Source organism: Novosphingobium sp. UBA1939 (assembly GCF_002336885.1).
Classification (GTDB): domain Bacteria; phylum Pseudomonadota; class Alphaproteobacteria; order Sphingomonadales; family Sphingomonadaceae; genus Novosphingobium.
In genome coordinates, this window is sequence record NZ_DDFB01000034.1 from 27,987 (window position 1) to 45,184 (window position 17,198).

Consider the following 17,198-nt stretch of genomic DNA (forward strand, 5'->3'; position numbering starts at 1 on the left):
CCTATCCTTCCCGCAGCAGGACCTGGACGACCGGCTTCTTGCCGGACCAGCGCTGCGCCGCCCGCCTTACCGCCAGCCGCACCGTTTCGGCAACCGCCAGCCTGTCGCGCTTGCGATCGCCCTTCAGATCCTTGACCGCCTGCGCGGCGTCCGCCTGCGCTTCCTGCACGAACTGGTCCATGTCCTCGTCTAGCGGCAGGCCGATGCTGCCGATATCGACCGAAGAGGCCAGCCGGCCCTCGGGCGTCACCGCCAGCGCCACCGAAACCAGCCCGTTCAGCCCCAGCTTGCGCCGCGCTGCCATGGCCTCGCCATCCGCCGGCGCGATGATGTCGCCATCCAGCACGAGCCGCCCGGCGCGCACCTCGGTCAGCTTCACCGGCCCGTCGGGCGCCAGCCGCAGCAGATCGCCGTTCTTCTGCAAGATCGCCTTCGGGATGCCCTCGTCCAGCCCCAGCCGGGCCTGCTCCGCCATGTGGCGTATCTCGCCATGCACGGGCACGAGGATCTCCGGCCGCAGCCAGTCATAGAGCGCGACGAGTTCGGGCCGCCCCGGATGGCCGGAAACGTGGATCATGCTCTGGCGGTCGGTCACGATGCGCACGCCGCGTGCCACCAGCGCGTTCTGCACGCGGCCGATGGCCAGTTCGTTGCCCGGTATCTGCCGGCTGGAAAACAGCACGACATCGCCTTCCTCCAGGCGGATCGGGTGCTGTTCGGCGGCGATGCGCGCCAGCGCGGCGCGGGGTTCGCCCTGCCCGCCTGTGGCCAACACCATGATCTCGCCGCGCGGCAGGTCCATGGCCCGGTCCATGCTGACCGTTTCGGGGAAGTCCTCGAGATAGCCCGATGCCTGCGCCACCGAAATGATCCGGTCCAGCGATCGCCCGGCCACGCAAAGCTGCCGCCCGGTCGCCTGCGCCACTTCGGCCAGCGTCTGCAGCCGCGCCACGTTCGAGGCGAACGTCGTCACCACCACGCGCCGCCCGCGCTGGCGGCTGACCGTCTCCAGCAGGCCGGCGCGCACCGCGCCTTCGGAACCGGATGCGGCCGGGTTGAACACGTTGGTCGAATCGCACACCAGTGCCAGAACGCCCTCGTCGCCGATCGCGGTCAGTTCCTCTTCGGTCGCCGGCGTACCGATGCGCGGTTCGTCGTCCAGCTTCCAGTCACCGGTGTGGAACACGCGGCCGTAAGGCGTGTCGATCAGCAGCGCGTTGCCTTCGGCGATCGAGTGCGCCAGCGGCACATACCGGATATCGAACGGCCCCAGCGAGAACGCTCCCTCGTTGGGAATGACATTCAGTTCGATGTCCGCGTCGATGCCCGCCTCGACCAGCTTTTCGTTGACGAGCCGCGCGGTGAACGGCGTGGCAAAGAGCGGCACGCCCAGTTCCTGCGCGAAATAGGGCACCGCGCCGATGTGATCCTCGTGCGCGTGGGTCAGCACCACGCCCAGCAGGTTTTCGCGCTGCTCCTCGATGAACTCGAGATCGGCGAAAACCAGATCCACACCGGGATAATAGGGGTCGGCGAAGGTCATCCCCAGATCGACCATCAGCCACTTGCCGTCGCACCCGTAGAGGTTGACGTTCATCCCGATCTCGCCCGAACCACCCAGGGCGAGGAAAAGCAGTTCCTTTCCTGGCTTCACGAGGGAGCACGCTCCGCAAGGATCGCGAGACCGTCCAGCGTCAGATCGGTATCCACATGATCGAAGATCGTGGTGTGATCCCCGAACAGCACGGCAAGGCCGCCGGTCGCGATCACCTTGGCCGGCCGGCCCACTTCCGCCCGCATCCGTGCTATCAGCCCTTCCATCAGCGAAACGTAGCCCCAGAACACGCCGATCTGCATCTGATCCTCGGTATTGCGCCCGATCACGCTGTTGGTGCGGCTGGGCGGCGCGATGGCGATGCGCGGCAGCTTGGCGGCGGCATTGACCAGCGCTTCCAGCGAAAGGTTGATGCCCGGCGCGATGATCCCGCCCTTGTAGGCACCGTTGAAATCCACCACGTCGAACGTCGTTGCCGTGCCGAAATCGACCACGATCAGATCGCCGGGATACTTGGCGTGCGCGGCGATGGCGTTCACGGCGCGATCGGCCCCCAGCGAGCGCGGCTCGTCCACGTCGATATCGATGCCCCATTCGATCGGCGGCTGTCCGGCGATCAGCGCATCGCGATGGAAGTACTTCTGCGCCAGCACCTGCAGGTTGTGCAGCGCGCGCGGAACGACCGTGGAAACGATGATCTGATCGACATCATCGGCCGCGAAGCCCTGCAACTGCATCAGTTGGAGCAGCCAAACCGCGTATTCGTCCGCCGTCCGGCGCGGGTCGGTCGCCACGCGCCAGCGCGATTTGATCGTCCGTCCGGCATAGAGGGCAAAGACAACGTTGGTGTTGCCTACATCAATCGCGAGCAGCATCCGTTCCCACCATTTCAATATCGCCCGCGTGGATGGCACGGGTGGAGCCGTCCGCCAAGCGCAGAAGCGCCACACCCTCCTCGTCGATGCCGCCGAACGCGCCCATGATCTCGCCCTGATCGCGGTCCTTGACCGTCACCAGCGTTCCGACGGGATGCGCGCGCACCAGCCATTCGCCCCGCAGCAGCGGCCATTCCCCCCGGTGCCAGCGCAACAATGCATCGGCCCAGGCCACCGCCAGCCGCTCCGCGAACGCATCGCGCGCCACGGGAAAGCCCAGCGCGGCAAGACTGGCAGTAGCGCGGCCGGGCACCTCTGGCGCCTGCGCCAGATTGACGCCGATGCCAACCACCACCGCTTCGCGCTGCCGTTCGAGCAGGATGCCCACCAGCTTGGCATGGCCCACAAGCACATCGTTGGGCCACTTGAGCCGCAGATCGGCGATCGCGGGGGCACAAGCCTTCACCGCATCGAACACGGCGACCCCGGCCACCAGCGCCAGCGTCTGCGCGGGTGGATCGCCCGCGCGCAGCTGCACCGCGGTCGATCCCATGAAATTGCCGGCGCCATCGGACCACACGCGCCCGGCGCGCCCGCGCCCGGCGCTTTGCCGGTCGGCCACCAGCCAGTGCCCTTCCGGCACGGCTTCCCCCTCCCTCACCCGCGCCAGCAGAGCGGCGTTGGTGGAGGGGATTTCAGCGACGGTTTCGATCAAGGCTGGACAGCCTTCGCGCGGTCAGGCGACGTGGAACAGCGCCGTGGCGGCGTTGTCGGCCAGCGTCCCGATCCACTTGGTCAGCAGATAGCCCAGCGGCGAGATGAACAGCGCCGACGCTGCCAGCAACACGCCATGCGCCAGATCGATCTCGCCCTTCACCCGGCCCGCTGCCTCGTCGAAGTACATGACCTTGACGACCTTGAGGTAATAGAACGCGCCGATCACGCTGGCTGCGATGCCGATGGCCGCGAGGGCCACGAGATTGGCCTGCACGGCGGCCTGGAACACCACGAACTTGCCCCAGAAGCCGAACAGCGGCGGAATGCCGGCAAGGCTGAACATCACCGCCGCCAGCGCCAGCGCCAGCATCGGCCGGGTCTTCGACAGGCCGGCGAGGTCGGAAATGGCTTCCACCGCATCGCCGTTCTCGTCGCGCAGCAAAAGGATGGCCACGAAGCCCGCGATCGACATCGCGACATAGATCGCGAGATAGACCAGCATGGCGGACGCGCCCCTGGGCGTCGCCGCCGCAAGGCCGATCAGCATGAAGCCGACGTTGTTGATCGAGGAATAGGCCATCAGGCGCTTGATGTTCGCCTGCCCGATCGCGCCCAGCGCGCCGATCACGATCGACAGCAGCGACGCGAAGATCACGATCTGCTGCCACGCCCCCGGCTGCGAGCCAAACGCTTCGAGGCTGACGCGCATCAGCAGCGCCAGCGCCGCCGCCTTGGGCGCGGTGGCGAAGAACGTCGTCACCGGCGTCGGCGCGCCTTCGTAGACGTCCGGCGTCCACATGTGGAACGGCGCCGCGCTGATCTTGAAGGCCAGGCCGGCCAGCACGAACACGATGCCGAACGTAGCGCCGGTCGACAGCGAGCCCGACAGGGCCAGGCGGATGCCTTCGAAGCTGGTCGTGCCGGTGAAGCCATAGGTCAAGCTCATGCCGAACAGCAGGATGCCGCTGGCGAGCGAGCCGAGCACGAAATACTTCAGGCCCGATTCCGCCGAACGATCATCGGTGCGCAGGAACGCGGCCAGGACGTAGGAGGCAAGGCTGTTGAGTTCGAGGCCGATGTAGAGCGTCAGCAGATCGCCCGCCGAAACCATCATGCCCATGCCCAGCGCCGCGAACAGCACCAGCAGCGGGAATTCCGCCCGCATCGCGCGAACCCGGTCGAAGAACGCGGGCGCGACGATCAGCGTCACGCCGGCGCCGGCATAGACCAGCAGCTTGGCGAAGGCCGAGAAGGCGTCCGCCTTGTACTGCCCGCCGAATGCCTCGGTATCCGGCCCCATCGCGCCGCCGCACAGCGCCGGCGCAACCAGGATCGCGCAGACCGTCAGCGCGGAGACCGACAGGATCGAGATCGTCCGGGCCGCCTTGTCACCGCCCCAGGCGGCGACCAGCAGAAGCAGCAGTCCGGAAATGCTGAGCACTTCTTCCGGCGCAACGATCAGAAGGGAGCGAACGAGTTCCATCAGTGCGCCTCCCCTTCGTGCGCTTCATGTTCGGCGGCAGGCTTGGGCGCCCCCATCTTCACGTCGGCATCTCCCTTGGGCCGGGCCTGGGCAAGGCGCGCATCGAGCGCGGCGATGTCCTTCTTCATCGGATCGAGGAACGACTGCGGATAGACGCCCATCCACAGCACCACGGCCGCCAGCGGAACCATCATCGCCCATTCGCGCGCATCGAGATCGGGCATCGCGGCGGCATCGGCGTTCTTCTGTTCGCCAAAGGCCACGCGGCGGTAGAGATAGAGCATGTAGGCCGCACCCAGGATGATGCCCGTGGTGCAGATCAGCGCCACCCAGCTCGACGCCTGATAGACGCCCAACAGCGACAGGAATTCGCCGACGAACCCGCTGGTGCCCGGCAGGCCGATCGAGGCCATGGTGAACAGCAAGAAGAACAGCGCGTACTTCGGCATGTTGATGGCAAGGCCGCCATAACGGTCGATCTCGCGGGTATGCAGGCGATCGTAGATCACGCCCACGCACAGGAACAGCGCGCCCGCCACCAGACCGTGGCTGAGCATCACGATCATCGAGCCTTCAAGGCCCTGTTCGTTGAAGGCGAACAGACCGATCGTCACGATCGCCATGTGCGCGACCGAGGAATAGGCGATCAGCTTCTTCATGTCGTGCTGGACCAGCGCGATCAGCGAGGTGATGACCACCGCCGCCATCGACAGGCCCCAGATCAGCGGCGCGAACTGCGCCGAGGCTTCCGGGAACATCGGCAGCGAGAAGCGGATGAAGCCATAGCCGCCCATCTTCAGCAGCACGCCGGCCAGGATCACCGAGCCGCCGGTTGGCGCCTGCACGTGCGCGTCGGGCAACCAGGTGTGGACCGGCCACATCGGCATCTTGACCGCGAAGCTGGCGAAGAAGGCCAGCCACAGCCAGGTCTGCGCGTGGACCGGGAAGTTGTAGACCATCAGCGTCGGGATGTCGGTCGTGCCCGCCTCGTTCACCATCCAGAACATCGCGATCAGCATCAGCACCGAGCCNNACATCGGGATCAGGCCGGCTTCGAACATGATGTAGAACAGGAACAGGTCCTGCGCCGCGAAAACGCCGATCATCAGCGTTTCCATCAGCATGAACGCGGCGTAGTATTCGCCCTGGCGCTTGTCGATCGACAGCCAGCTGGCGCCGATGCACACCGGCATCAGGAACACCGTCAGCGCGATCAGCATCAGCGCGATGCCGTCGATGCCCAGCTTCCATTCGAAGCCCGCGAACAGCGCGGCGTGTTCGGTGAACTGCCACTGCGCGCCGCCGGTATCGAAGTTCGCCCACAGCAACATGCCAAGGACGAAATCGATCAGCGTCCCCACCAGCGCCACGGTGCGCGCCTGTTCGCGATCGACGAGGAGGCAGGCCACCGCCGTTACGAGCGGCACCAGCAACATCACCGAAAGGATCGGAAACCCGGTCATTGTGCGATCACCCAGCTGATTGCGAGCGTCAGGCCGATCAGCATGACCAGCGCATAGCTATAGAGATACCCGGACTGCAGCTTCACCGCCGCGCGGCTGCCCTTGGCCACCACCCAGGCGGCGCCGTTGGGGCCGAAGCGATCGATGATGCCGATATCGCCCACCTTCCAGAACACCCGGCCCAGCCACATTGCCGGACGGACGAAGATGAAGTGATAAAGCTCGTCGAAGTACCACTTGTTGAGAAGGAACCGGTAGAGGAAGCCGAACTGGTCAACGAACGCCGCCGGGAACTTCGTGTTCTTGATATAAGCGTACCAGGCGATCAGCAGGCCGGTAGCCATGACCGTGAACGGCGCCCATTTCACCCAGTGCGGCACGTGGTGCATCGCGTGGATCAGGTGCTCGCTGAACACGAGGCTGCCCTTCCAGAACTCACCCGTGCCTTCGCTGACGAAGGCGTGGTTGAACACCAGCCCCGCGAAGATCGCGCCGATCGACAGGATGACAAGCGGCGTGAGCATCACCGCCGGGCTTTCATGCGGATGATAGCCGGCCGTGCCATCGCTGTGATGGCCATGATGCCCGTGGTCGTCGTGCCCGTGATGGTCGTGTCCGTGCCCTTCGTGGCCGTGATCATCATGACCATGGCCGTGCGCGTCGTGCACCGCGTGCTGGATGTGTTCGGACTGTTCCCACCGCGGCTTGCCGAAGAAGGTCAGGAACACCAGCCGCCAGGAATAGAAGCTGGTCAGCAGCGCGGCGAAGATGCCCATGAAGAAGGCGAAGTGCGAAAGCTCGGTCCCGCGCGCGAACGCGGCCTCGAGGATCGCGTCCTTCGAATAGAAGCCGGCGAAGCCCACGACATCGACGATGCCGACGCCGGTAATCGCCAGCGTGCCCGCCGTCATCGCCCAGAAGGTGATCGGGATGTGCTTCCGCAGGCCGCCATAATAGCGCATGTCCTGTTCGTGGTGCATCGCGTGGATCACCGAACCCGCGCCCAGGAACAGCAGTGCCTTGAAGAAGGCGTGCGTGAACAGGTGGAACATCGCCGCGCCATAGGCGCCGACGCCCGCCGCGAAGAACATGTAGCCCAGCTGCGAACAGGTGGAATAGGCGATCACGCGCTTGATGTCGGTCTGCGTCGTGCCGATCGTCGCCGCGAAGAAGCAGGTCGCCGCACCGATGAAGGTCACGAAGCCCAGCGCCGTCGGGCTGGTTTCGAACATCGGCGAAAGGCGGCAGACCATGAACACGCCGGCGGTGACCATCGTCGCGGCGTGGATCAGCGCCGAAACCGGGGTCGGGCCTTCCATCGCGTCCGGCAGCCAGGTGTGCAGGCCAAGCTGCGCCGATTTGCCCATCGCGCCGATGAACAGCAGCAGGCACAGCACCGTCATCGTATCGAAACGGTGGCCGAGGAAGCCGATCGTCGATCCGGCCATGCCCGGCGCGGCTTCGAGGATCGCGGGAATGGAAACCGTGCCGAACACCAAGAAGGTGCCGAAGATGCCCATCATGAAGCCAAGATCACCCACGCGGTTGACCACGAAAGCCTTCATCGCGGCGGCATTGGCACTGGGCTTGCGGAACCAGAAGCCGATCAGGAGGTACGAAGCGAGGCCCACGCCTTCCCAGCCGAAGAACATCTGCACCAGGTTGTCGGCCGTTACCAGCATCAGCATGGCGAACGTGAACAGCGACAGGTACGCGAAGAAGCGCGGCTGGTCCGGCTCGTCGCTCATGTACCCCCACGAATAGAGGTGCACGAGCGCGGAGACGCTGGTGATGACCACCAGCATGACCGCCGTCAGCGTATCGACGCGCAGCGCCCAGGCGAAATCGAGATTGCCCGAGGTCACCCAGTGCAGCACCGGCGAGACATGCGCCTCGGCATGGCCCGACAGGAACGACAGGAAAATCGGCCACGACAGCGCGCACGAGATGAACAGCGCGCCGGTCGTCACCACCTTGGCGGGAACATTGCCCAGCTGCTTGTTGCCCAGCCCGGCGATGATCGCCGCCAGCAGCGGCAGGAAGACGATGATGTGGATGGCAGACATGATCGCGTACTCAGCCCTTCATCCGGTTGACGTCGTCGACGGCGATGGTGCCGCGGCCACGGAAGTAGATGACCAGGATCGCAAGGCCGATCGCCGCCTCGCCCGCCGCCACGGTCAGCACGAACATCGCGAAGACCTGGCCGACAAGGTCGTGCAGGAAGGCGCTGAAGGCGACCAGGTTGAGGTTCACCGACAGCAGGATCAGCTCGATCGCCATCAGGATGATGATGACGTTCTTGCGGTTGAGGAAGATGCCGAGCACGCCGAGCACGAACATGATCGAGCTGACGACGACATAGTGTTCGATGCCGATCATTAGAGGCTGACCCCCTTGCCCACTTCCGGCTTGACGTTGATGGTCGCCTCTTCCGGACGGCGCGCCACCTGCTTTGCCACGTTCTGGCCGCGCACCCCGCCACGCTGGCGGTGCGTCAGCACGATGGCGCCGATCAGGGCCACCAGCAGCAGGATGCCCGCCGCTTCGAACAGGAAGAGGTAGCGCGTGTACAGCAGCGCACCGATGGATTCGATGTTGGATGCCCCGGCCAGCGGCGCGGCCGTACCGTCGGGCGTGCCCAGTTGCATCGCGCCGGCGCTGCGCACCACGATGCCGACGAACAGCTCCACGAACAGCACCGCCGCCAGCAGCATGCCGAGCGGGAAGTTCTTCACGAACCCGGCGCGCAGTTCGGCGAAATCGATGTCGAGCATCATCACCACGAACAGGAACAGCACCGCGACCGCGCCGACATAGACGATGACCAGCAGCATCGCGATGAACTCGGCCCCCACCAGGATCATCAGGCCGGCGGCGTTGAAGAACGCCAGGATCAGCCAGAGAACCGAATGGACCGGGTTGCGGGCCAGGATCGTGACGGCGCCCGAGACAATCATGAGCGTCGCGAAGAGATAGAAGGCAAATGCCTGGATCATGGTTTCGCGCCCCTACCGGTACGGTGCGTCGGCTTCAAGGTTGGCAGCGATCGCGCGCTCCCACTTGTCGCCGTTCGCCAGCAGCTTGGCCTTGTCGTAAAGCAGTTCCTCGCGCGTTTCGGTCGCGTATTCGAAGTTCGGCCCTTCGACGATGGCATCGACCGGGCAGGCTTCCTGGCAGAAGCCGCAGAAGATGCACTTGGTCATGTCGATGTCGTAGCGCGTGGTGCGGCGGCTGCCGTCCTCGCGCGGTTGCGCTTCAATGGTAATGGCCTGGGCCGGGCACACCGCCTCGCACAGCTTGCACGCGATGCAGCGTTCCTCGCCGTTGGGATAGCGGCGCAGCGCGTGTTCGCCGCGGAAGCGCGGGCTAAGCGGGTTCTTCTCGAACGGGTAGTTGATCGTCGCCTTGGTCTTGAAGAAATACTTCAAGGTCAGCCAGTGCGCCTTCACGAACTCCCACAGGGTGAAGCTCTTGATGAGCTGTCCGACGGTCATGAGAAATGCCCCGTAAGCATCAGGTAGCCGCTGACGAGGAACACCCACAGCAGCGAGACAGGCAGGAACACCTTCCAGCCCAGACGCATCAGCTGGTCATAGCGATACCGGGGTACGGTCGCCTTCACCCAGCTGAAGATGAAGAAGAAGAACAGGATCTTGAGCAGCACCCACACGACGCCCGGCACCAGATAGAGCACCGGAATGTCGAGCGGCGGCAGCCATCCGCCCCAGAACAGCGTGGCGTTGAGCGCGCACATCAGCAGCACGTTGGCGTATTCGCCCAGCCAGTAGAGCGCGAAGGCCATCGACGAATATTCGGTCTGATACCCGGCGACGAGTTCGCTTTCCGCTTCGGTCAGATCGAACGGCGCGCGCTGCGTTTCCGCCATGCCGGAGATGAGGAACATCACCCACATCGGGAACAGCAGAGGGTTGAACACGAAGCCGTTGAACAGCCCCAGCACATGGCCCTGCTGCGCCTTGACGATCTCGTTCATGTTGAACGAGCCGGACCACAGCACCACGCAGATCAGGATGAAGCCGATCGAGACTTCGTAGCTGATCATCTGCGCCGAAGCGCGCATCGCCGAGAAGAACGGGTACTTCGAGTTCGAGGACCAGCCGGCGATGATCGTGCCGTAAACGCCCAGCGACGAAATCGCGAGGACATAGAGCAGGCCGACGTTGATGTTGGCGAGGATCGCGCCCGAATTGAACGGGATCACCGCCCAGGCCATCAGCGCCACCGTGAAGGTGATGATCGGGGCAATCAGGAACAGGCCCTTGTTGGCCGTCGAAGGAATGATCGTTTCCTGCAGCATGACCTTGAGGCCGTCCGCGAACGACTGCAGCAGGCCGAACGGGCCGACCACGTTGGGGCCGCGGCGCAGCGCCATCGCCGCCCAGATCTTGCGGTCGGCATAGATGATCATCGCCACGCCGAGCATCAGCGGCAGCGCGATCAGCAGAATCCCGCAGATGGTCGAGATCGCCCAGGCCCATTCATAAGGCAGGCCAAGAGTCTGGAAGAAAGCGGTCATGACGGCTCCCTCAAGCCGTCACCCCAGCGCAGGCCGGGGTCCCGTGCCTCAGGCGAAGCGCCATCCGGAGCGAGATGCCAGCCTTCGCTGGCATGACGGGCAATGGTGTTGGACGTGCTCACTCGGCCGCCTCCGCGAAGCTTTCACCATGGAGCAGTTCGGCCGAGCAGCGCTGCAAAGTGGGGCTGGCGCGGCAGATCGCGTTGGTGAGGTAACGATCCTTGGTCGGGTAGCCGGCGATCACGCCTTCCGCCTTCGCCCCGGCAGGAGCGGCGGGCAGCGCGCCGTAATCGGCCAGTCCCTCGGCACCCAGTGCCGGCACGTCCGCGATCATGGCAATGCGCAATTCGTCGAAGCTGTCGAACCCGACCGAGACTTTCAGCGCATCGGCCATGGCCCGCAGGACGCTCCAGTCCTCGCGCGCGTCGCCGGGCGCGAAGACGGCCTTTTCGGCATATTGCACGCGGCCTTCGGTGTTGACGTAGGTGCCGTCCTTCTCGCTGTAGGCAGCGCCCGGCAGTATCACGTCGGCGACATGGGCCGCCTTGTCGCCGTGATGGCCGATGTGGACGATCATGCTGCCGGCGAACTGGGTCCAATCCACTTCGTCCGCGCCGAGCGAAATCACCAGCTTGGGCTTGGCTGCGACGATATCGGCAAGGCCGCCCTTCTGCGCATAGCCCAGCATCAGCCCGCCCATGCGCGCGGCCGCCATGTGGACCACGTTGAAGCCGTTCCAGCCTTCTCGCACCAGGTTGAACTTTTCGGCGAAGGCCAGGCCTGCCTCGCGCGCGCCTTTCACGATGCCGGCGGCGCCGATGATGACCGCGGGCTTGGCCGCCTTGGCGAACACATCGGCGACATCGGCCGGCAAAGCGTTCAGCATGGCGGCATCGTCGCCCAGGAAGGTCGCCGGATAGGTCGGTTCCCATGCCGGGCCGATGATGAAGACCTTCGCGCCCTTCTTCACCGCCTTGCGCAGGCGCACATTGAGCAGCGGGGCCTCGTCGCGGATCTGGCTGCCCACGATCAGGATCGCGTCGGCGTCCTCGATCCCGGCCAGCGTCGAATTGAAATTCACCGCCGCCAGGCTCGACGTGTCATAGGCCATGCCCGTCTGGCGGCCTTCGAGCAGCGAGGAACCCAGAGCGCCGGCCAGCTTCTTCGCGGCGAACATCGTTTCGCAATCGACCTGGTCGCCCGCGATCACCGCGACCGATGAGCCCGGGTTGATCCGGGCGATGGCATCGAACGCCTCGACCCAGCTGGCCGCCTGCAGCTTGCCGTCACGGCGCAGCCACGGCTTGTCGAGCCGGCGCCGGGTAAGGCCATCGACCATGTAGCGGCCACGGTCCGACAGCCATTCCTCGTTCACGTCGTCGTTCACGCGCGGCAGCGCGCGCAGCACTTCGCGGCCCCGGCTGTCGAGCCGGATATTGGCGCCCACCGCGTCCGAAACGTCGATCGAGAGCGTCTTCTTCAGCTCCCACGGCCGCGCTTCGAAGGCATAGGGGCGGCTGGTCAGCGCGCCGACCGGGCACAGGTCGATCACGTTGGCGGAAAGTTCGTGCTTCGCCGCGTGTTCCAGATAGGTCGAAATCTGGGTGCTTTCACCGCGATAGAGCGCGCCGATCTCGTCCACGCCGGCGATCTCTTCGGAGAAGCGCACGCAGCGGGTGCAGTGGATGCAGCGCGTCATCACCGTCTTGATGAGCGGCCCCATGTACTTCTCGGTGACCGCGCGCTTGCTCTCGTGATAGCGCGAACCGCCCCGGCCGTAGGCCACCGACTGGTCCTGCAGGTCGCATTCGCCGCCCTGGTCGCAGATCGGGCAATCGAGCGGATGGTTGATGAGGAGAAACTCCATCACCCCTTCGCGCGCCTTCTTGACCATCTCGCTGTCGGTGCGGATTTCCTGCCCCTCGGCGGCCGGCAGCGCGCACGATGCCTGCGGCTTCGGCGGTCCGGGCTTCACTTCGACCAGGCACATGCGGCAGTTGCCGGCGATGCTCAGCCGCTCGTGATAGCAGAAGCGCGGGATTTCCTTGCCGGCCAGCTCGCACGCCTGCAGGACAGTGGCGCCTGCCGGAACTTCGAGCTCTACGCCGTCGACTTTGACCTTGGGCATTACTCTGCAGCCTCCCGCACGGCGCCGTGTTCGGCGATCCGGCGTTCCAGTTCGGGGCGGAAGTGGCGGATCAGGCCCTGGATCGGCCAGGCGGCCGCATCCCCCAGGGCGCAGATGGTGTGGCCTTCGACCTGCTTGGTCACGTTGAACAGCATGTCGATTTCCTCGACCGCCGCGTCACCCGTGCGCAGGCGCTCCATCACGCGCCACATCCAGCCGGTGCCTTCGCGGCACGGCGTGCACTGGCCACAGCTTTCGTGCTTGTAGAAGTGCGACAGGCGGGCGATCGCGCGGACGATGTCGGTGGACTTGTCCATCACGATCACGGCGGCGGTGCCAAGGCCCGAGCCTAGCGCGCGCAGCCCGTCGAAATCCATCGGCGCGTCCCAGATTTCCGCCGCCGGAACCAGCGGGACCGAGGAACCGCCGGGGATCACGGCCAGCAGATTGTCCTTGCCGCCACGAATGCCCCCGCAGTGCTTCTCGATCAGTTCGCTGAACGGGATCGACATCTCTTCCTCGACCACGCAGGGCCGTTCGACGTGCCCGCTGATCTGGAAGAGCTTGGTGCCCTTGTTGTTCTCGCGCCCGAAGGACGAGAACCACGAAGCGCCACGCCGCAGGATGGTGGGCGCGACCGCGATCGATTCGACGTTGTTCACCGTGGTCGGGCNNCTCTCGATCATCGCGGTTTCTTCGCCGCAGATGTAGGCGCCCGCGCCGCGATGGACGAAGACGTCGAAGTCATAGCCCGAACCGCAGGCGTTCTTGCCCAGCAGGCCGGCGGCATAGGCCTCGTCCCGCGCGGCGAACAGCGTCTCGGCCTCGCGGATATATTCGCCGCGAATGTAGATGTAGGCCGCCCGCGCGCGCATCGCGAAGCCGGCGACCAGCGCGCCTTCCAGCAGCTTGTGCGGATCGTGGCGGATGATCTCGCGGTCCTTGCACGAACCCGGCTCGGATTCGTCGGCGTTGATCACCAGGAAGCTGGGCCGCCCATCCTTGCTTTCCTTGGGCATGAAGGACCACTTCATGCCGGTGGGGAAGCCCGCGCCGCCACGGCCGCGCAGGCCGGACGCCTTGATTTCCTCGATGATGCCGTCCTGCCCACGTTCGAGCAGCGCCTTGGTGTTGTCCCAGTCCCCGCGCGCCTGCGCGGCAGGCAGGTTCCACGGCTGGTAGCCGTAGACGTTGGTGAAGATGCGGTCCTTGTCGGCGAGAGCCATGGCTTACCATTCCCCCCGATAATCGTGGTTTTCACCGACCATCGCGGTCAGGTTGCTGAGCGCGCCGGCCGGTTCCACCGTGTGGCGGCCGGGAAGCTGCGTGCCGGTCTTGGGCTGCTTGCCCGCGGCCAGTTCGTCGAGGATGCGTTCCATGTCGGCGGGGGTCAGATCCTCGTAGTTGTCGTCGTTGATCTGGACCATCGGCGCCGAAGCGCAGTTGCCCATGCATTCAACCTCGGTGAACGACCAGAGGCCGTCATCGGTGATGTGCCCCGCCTTCATCCCGCGCTTCTTGCAGGCGGCGATGATGTCGTCCGATCCGCGCAACATGCACGGCGTGGTGCCGCAGACCTGCACGTGGAAACGGCCGATCGGCGCGATGTTGTACATCGTGTAGAACGTCGCGACCTCGACCACGCGGATGATCGGCATGGAGAGATAGGCGGCGACGTATTCCATCACCGGGATCGGCAGCCAGCCTTGCGTGTTCAGTTCCGCGCCGACCTGCCGCTGGGCCAGATCGAGCAGCGGCATCACCGCCGAGCGCTGCCGCCCTTCGGGATAGCGCGCCACGATCTCTTTCGCCTTCTCCGCGTTCTCGGCAGTCCAGGCAAAGGCGCCCCAGCGGGCGCGCAGTTCCGGGGTATCCGGTTCGATGTAGCGGTCAGCCATCAGCGAATAAACTCCACCCGAGAGCACTTGTCGCCCTCGAAAGTATAGACTGCGATCACGTCGAACGGTTCGACCAGGGCCGATCCGTCGGTGGCGGGGCCGCGCGTGACGTGTTCGCGCATCAGCACGTAATCGCCGATCGCCTGCGCGTCCCGGATCTCGGCATGGTTCTGCGGCCAGCGGGCGAACGCGGCGGCAAGGCCGGAACGCGTGCCTTCCTTGCCCTCGCGCACCACATCACCACGGTAGTTCGCCTCGCTGGCGTCGTCGGTCATGTGCGAGACGTAGGTATCCACATCCTGCGCGTTGTAGGCCGCGATCATTGCCTTCGCGGTGCGCAGGTTGGATTCTTCGGGGCTGCTCACCGGTCGCACTCCCCGAACACCACGTCGATGGCGCCAAGGATCGCGGTCGCGTCGGGCAGCATGTGGCCCTTGCACATGAAGTCCATCGCCTGAAGGTGGCTGAACGCCGTCGGCCGGATCTTGCAGCGGTACGGCTTGTTGCTGCCGTCCGAGACGAGATAGACGCCGAATTCGCCCTTGGGGCTTTCGGTGGCGACATAGACTTCGCCGGCCGGAACGTGGAAGCCTTCCGAATAGAGCTTGAAGTGATGGATCAGCGATTCCATCGAGCTCTTCATCTCGCCACGCTTGGGCGGGACCACCTTGCGGTCGGTCGAGCTGACCGGGCCTTCGGGCATTTCGGCCAGGCACTGCTTCATGATCCGCGCGGACTGGCGGACTTCCTCCACGCGCACCATGAAGCGATCATAGCAATCGCCGCTGGTGCCGACCGGAATTTCGAAGTCCATGCGATCATAGACGTCATAGGGCTGCGCCTTGCGCAAATCCCACGCGATGCCCGAGCCGCGGATCATCGGGCCGGAAAAGCCCCAGCGGATCGCGTCTTCCTTGCTGACCACCGCGATATCGACGTTGCGCTGCTTGAAGATGCGGTTGTCGATGAGGAGGCTCATCGCGTCCTCGAACAGCTGCGGCAGGCGCGTGTCGAGCCAGTCGCCGATGTCGGTCAGAAGCTTCAGCGGCACGTCCTGGTGCACGCCGCCGGGGCGGAACCAGGCCGAATGCATCCGCGCGCCCGAAGCCCGCTCGAAGAAGTTGAGGCAATCCTCGCGGATTTCGAACAGCCACAGGTTCGGCGTCATCGCGCCCACGTCCATGACGTGCGACCCGATGTTGAGCATGTGATTGCAGATGCGCGTCAGTTCCGCGAACAGCACGCGCAGGTACTGACCGCGCAGCGGCACCTCGAGGTTGAGCAGCTTTTCGACCGCGAGCACGTAGGAGTGCTCCATGCCCAGCGGCGAGCAGTAGTCGAGCCGGTCGAAGTACGGCAGCGCCTGGGTATAGGTCTTGTACTCGATCAGCTTTTCGGTGCCGCGGTGAAGCAGGCCGACGTGCGGATCGATCCGTTCGATGATCTCGCCGTCCAGCTCCATGACCATGCGCAGCACGCCGTGCGCCGCCGGGTGCTGGGGGCCGAAGTTGATCGTGTAGTTGGTGATGACCTCGTCGCCGGTGGTCGGCGATTCTTCGAGCTGGAAGCTCATGCGCCGTCTCCTTCAACCTTGCGGTCTGCTTTTGCCGGAGCGCCGGGCTCGTCCTTGGCCGTCGTCTTGGGCGCGCCTGCGACCGGCTTCGCCGCTTCGGCATTGGCCTTGTCGCCCGCGCCGGTATCGGCGGGCTTTTCGGTGACCTTCGGCGTATCGACCTTGGGCGCAGGGGCGGGCGCCGCCGGCGCGGGCGAAGCCGCCGCCTTTTCATCGCCCGGCAGCACGTATTCCGCGCCTTCCCACGGGCTCATGAAATCGAACTGCCGCAGGTCCTGCGCCAGCTCGACGGGTTCATAGACCACGCGCTTGTCCTCTTCGGAATAGCGCAGTTCGACATAGCCGGTCAGCGGGAAGTCCTTGCGGAACGGATGCCCCTGGAAGCCGTAGTCGGTGAGGATGCGGCGCAAGTCCGGATGGCCGGCGAACAGCACGCCGAACATGTCGTAAACCTCGCGCTCGTACCAGCCGGCAACGGGCCACAGCGTCGTCACCGTTGGCACCGGCGTTGCCTCGTCCGTCGAAACCTTGACGATCACGCGATGGTTCTTCGTCAGCGACAACAGGCAGTAGCAGACCTCGAAACGGTCGGGCCGCTGCGGATAGTCGACGCCGGCGATTTCCATGAGCTGCTGGTATTCGTGCCCGTCACGCAGCAGGCGCAGCGCGTCCTCCACGCGGTCGCGCACGACGGTCAGCAGGACTTCGCCATGCTCTTCCTTCGCCGAAACCAGCATGGCGCCCAACGCCGCCGAAAGCGTGTCCAGTACGCCTTCGTTCGAGGTGAAGCGCGGGGCGGAATGAACGACCGTCATGCCCTTCTCCTCAACGCTCGAGCGTGCCGACGCGGCGGATCTTCCGCTGCAGCTGCATCACGCCGTAAAGCAGCGCCTCGGCGGTGGGGGGGCAGCCCGGTACGTAGATATCGACCGGCACGATGCGATCGCAGCCGCGCACCACCGAATA

Annotated in this window: 16 protein-coding genes and 1 pseudogene (1 of these 17 only partly in view); all 17 read right to left on the reverse strand. The window is 65.2% G+C overall.

Going from position 1 to position 17,198, the window contains the following annotated elements; genetic code table 11:
• Position 1: 1 nt before the first annotated feature.
• On the reverse strand, positions 2 to 1,654 hold the full coding sequence (locus B3547_RS05395) for a ribonuclease J (RefSeq protein WP_292960964.1): 1,653 nt from the start codon (positions 1,652 to 1,654) through the stop codon (positions 2 to 4).
• Positions 1,651 to 2,430, reverse strand: a complete 780-nt coding sequence (locus B3547_RS05400; RefSeq protein ID WP_125955072.1) for a type III pantothenate kinase — start codon at positions 2,428 to 2,430, stop codon at positions 1,651 to 1,653. Before B3547_RS05400 ends, B3547_RS05395 begins: the two co-directional genes overlap by 4 nt.
• On the reverse strand, positions 2,414 to 3,145 hold the full coding sequence (locus B3547_RS05405) for a biotin--[acetyl-CoA-carboxylase] ligase (RefSeq protein ID WP_292960967.1): 732 nt from the start codon (positions 3,143 to 3,145) through the stop codon (positions 2,414 to 2,416). Before B3547_RS05405 ends, B3547_RS05400 begins: the two co-directional genes overlap by 17 nt.
• A gap of 21 nt (positions 3,146 to 3,166) precedes the next feature.
• Positions 3,167 to 4,630 (reverse strand): NADH-quinone oxidoreductase subunit NuoN, encoded by a 1,464-nt coding sequence (nuoN, locus tag B3547_RS05410; RefSeq protein WP_292960969.1) that lies wholly within the window; start codon positions 4,628 to 4,630, stop codon positions 3,167 to 3,169.
• Positions 4,630 to 6,093 carry an NADH-quinone oxidoreductase subunit M gene (locus B3547_RS05415; RefSeq protein WP_292960972.1) on the reverse strand — a complete coding sequence of 488 codons (1,464 nt, stop codon included), beginning with the start codon at positions 6,091 to 6,093 and terminating at the stop codon, positions 4,630 to 4,632. The genes nuoN and B3547_RS05415 overlap by 1 nt, the downstream gene beginning before the upstream one ends.
• A complete protein-coding gene (gene nuoL, locus B3547_RS05420) occupies positions 6,090 to 8,159 on the reverse strand; it encodes an NADH-quinone oxidoreductase subunit L (protein WP_292960974.1) in 2,070 nt (689 codons plus the stop codon). Before nuoL ends, B3547_RS05415 begins: the two co-directional genes overlap by 4 nt.
• Positions 8,160 to 8,169: 10 nt before the next feature.
• Positions 8,170 to 8,475 (reverse strand): NADH-quinone oxidoreductase subunit NuoK, encoded by a 306-nt coding sequence (gene nuoK / locus B3547_RS05425; protein WP_124807916.1) that lies wholly within the window; start codon positions 8,473 to 8,475, stop codon positions 8,170 to 8,172.
• On the reverse strand, positions 8,475 to 9,092 hold the full coding sequence (locus B3547_RS05430) for an NADH-quinone oxidoreductase subunit J (RefSeq protein WP_292960977.1): 618 nt from the start codon (positions 9,090 to 9,092) through the stop codon (positions 8,475 to 8,477). Before B3547_RS05430 ends, nuoK begins: the two co-directional genes overlap by 1 nt.
• A gap of 12 nt (positions 9,093 to 9,104) precedes the next feature.
• Positions 9,105 to 9,590 carry an NADH-quinone oxidoreductase subunit NuoI gene (gene nuoI, locus B3547_RS05435; RefSeq protein WP_124807918.1) on the reverse strand — a complete coding sequence of 162 codons (486 nt, stop codon included), beginning with the start codon at positions 9,588 to 9,590 and terminating at the stop codon, positions 9,105 to 9,107.
• Complete coding sequence (nuoH, locus tag B3547_RS05440) at positions 9,587 to 10,633, reverse strand: NADH-quinone oxidoreductase subunit NuoH (RefSeq protein ID WP_292960981.1); 1,047 nt, start codon at positions 10,631 to 10,633, stop codon at positions 9,587 to 9,589. Before nuoH ends, nuoI begins: the two co-directional genes overlap by 4 nt.
• A gap of 118 nt (positions 10,634 to 10,751) precedes the next feature.
• Entirely contained in the window at positions 10,752 to 12,761 is a 2,010-nt protein-coding gene (gene nuoG / locus B3547_RS05445; RefSeq protein WP_292960983.1) for an NADH-quinone oxidoreductase subunit NuoG, read from the reverse strand.
• Positions 12,761 to 13,987 carry an NADH-quinone oxidoreductase subunit NuoF gene (nuoF, locus tag B3547_RS05450; RefSeq protein WP_292960985.1) on the reverse strand — a complete coding sequence of 409 codons (1,227 nt, stop codon included), beginning with the start codon at positions 13,985 to 13,987 and terminating at the stop codon, positions 12,761 to 12,763. Before nuoF ends, nuoG begins: the two co-directional genes overlap by 1 nt.
• A gap of 3 nt (positions 13,988 to 13,990) precedes the next feature.
• Positions 13,991 to 14,659, reverse strand: a complete 669-nt coding sequence (locus B3547_RS05455; protein WP_124807921.1) for a complex I 24 kDa subunit family protein — start codon at positions 14,657 to 14,659, stop codon at positions 13,991 to 13,993.
• Positions 14,659 to 14,982 (reverse strand): nuclear transport factor 2 family protein, encoded by a 324-nt coding sequence (locus tag B3547_RS05460; protein WP_292961088.1) that lies wholly within the window; start codon positions 14,980 to 14,982, stop codon positions 14,659 to 14,661. Before B3547_RS05460 ends, B3547_RS05455 begins: the two co-directional genes overlap by 1 nt.
• A 38-nt stretch (positions 14,983 to 15,020) precedes the next feature.
• Positions 15,021 to 16,232 carry an NADH-quinone oxidoreductase subunit D gene (locus B3547_RS05465; protein ID WP_194920247.1) on the reverse strand — a complete coding sequence of 404 codons (1,212 nt, stop codon included), beginning with the start codon at positions 16,230 to 16,232 and terminating at the stop codon, positions 15,021 to 15,023.
• The gene (locus tag B3547_RS05470; RefSeq protein WP_292960989.1) at positions 16,229 to 17,047 is read right to left on the reverse strand and encodes an NADH-quinone oxidoreductase subunit C; all 819 of its coding nucleotides are present in this window, start codon (positions 17,045 to 17,047) and stop codon (positions 16,229 to 16,231) included. The genes B3547_RS05465 and B3547_RS05470 overlap by 4 nt, the downstream gene beginning before the upstream one ends.
• Positions 17,048 to 17,057: 10 nt before the next feature.
• A pseudogene (locus tag B3547_RS05475) lies at positions 17,058 to 17,198 on the reverse strand (NADH-quinone oxidoreductase subunit B); it runs 299 nt beyond the window's last position.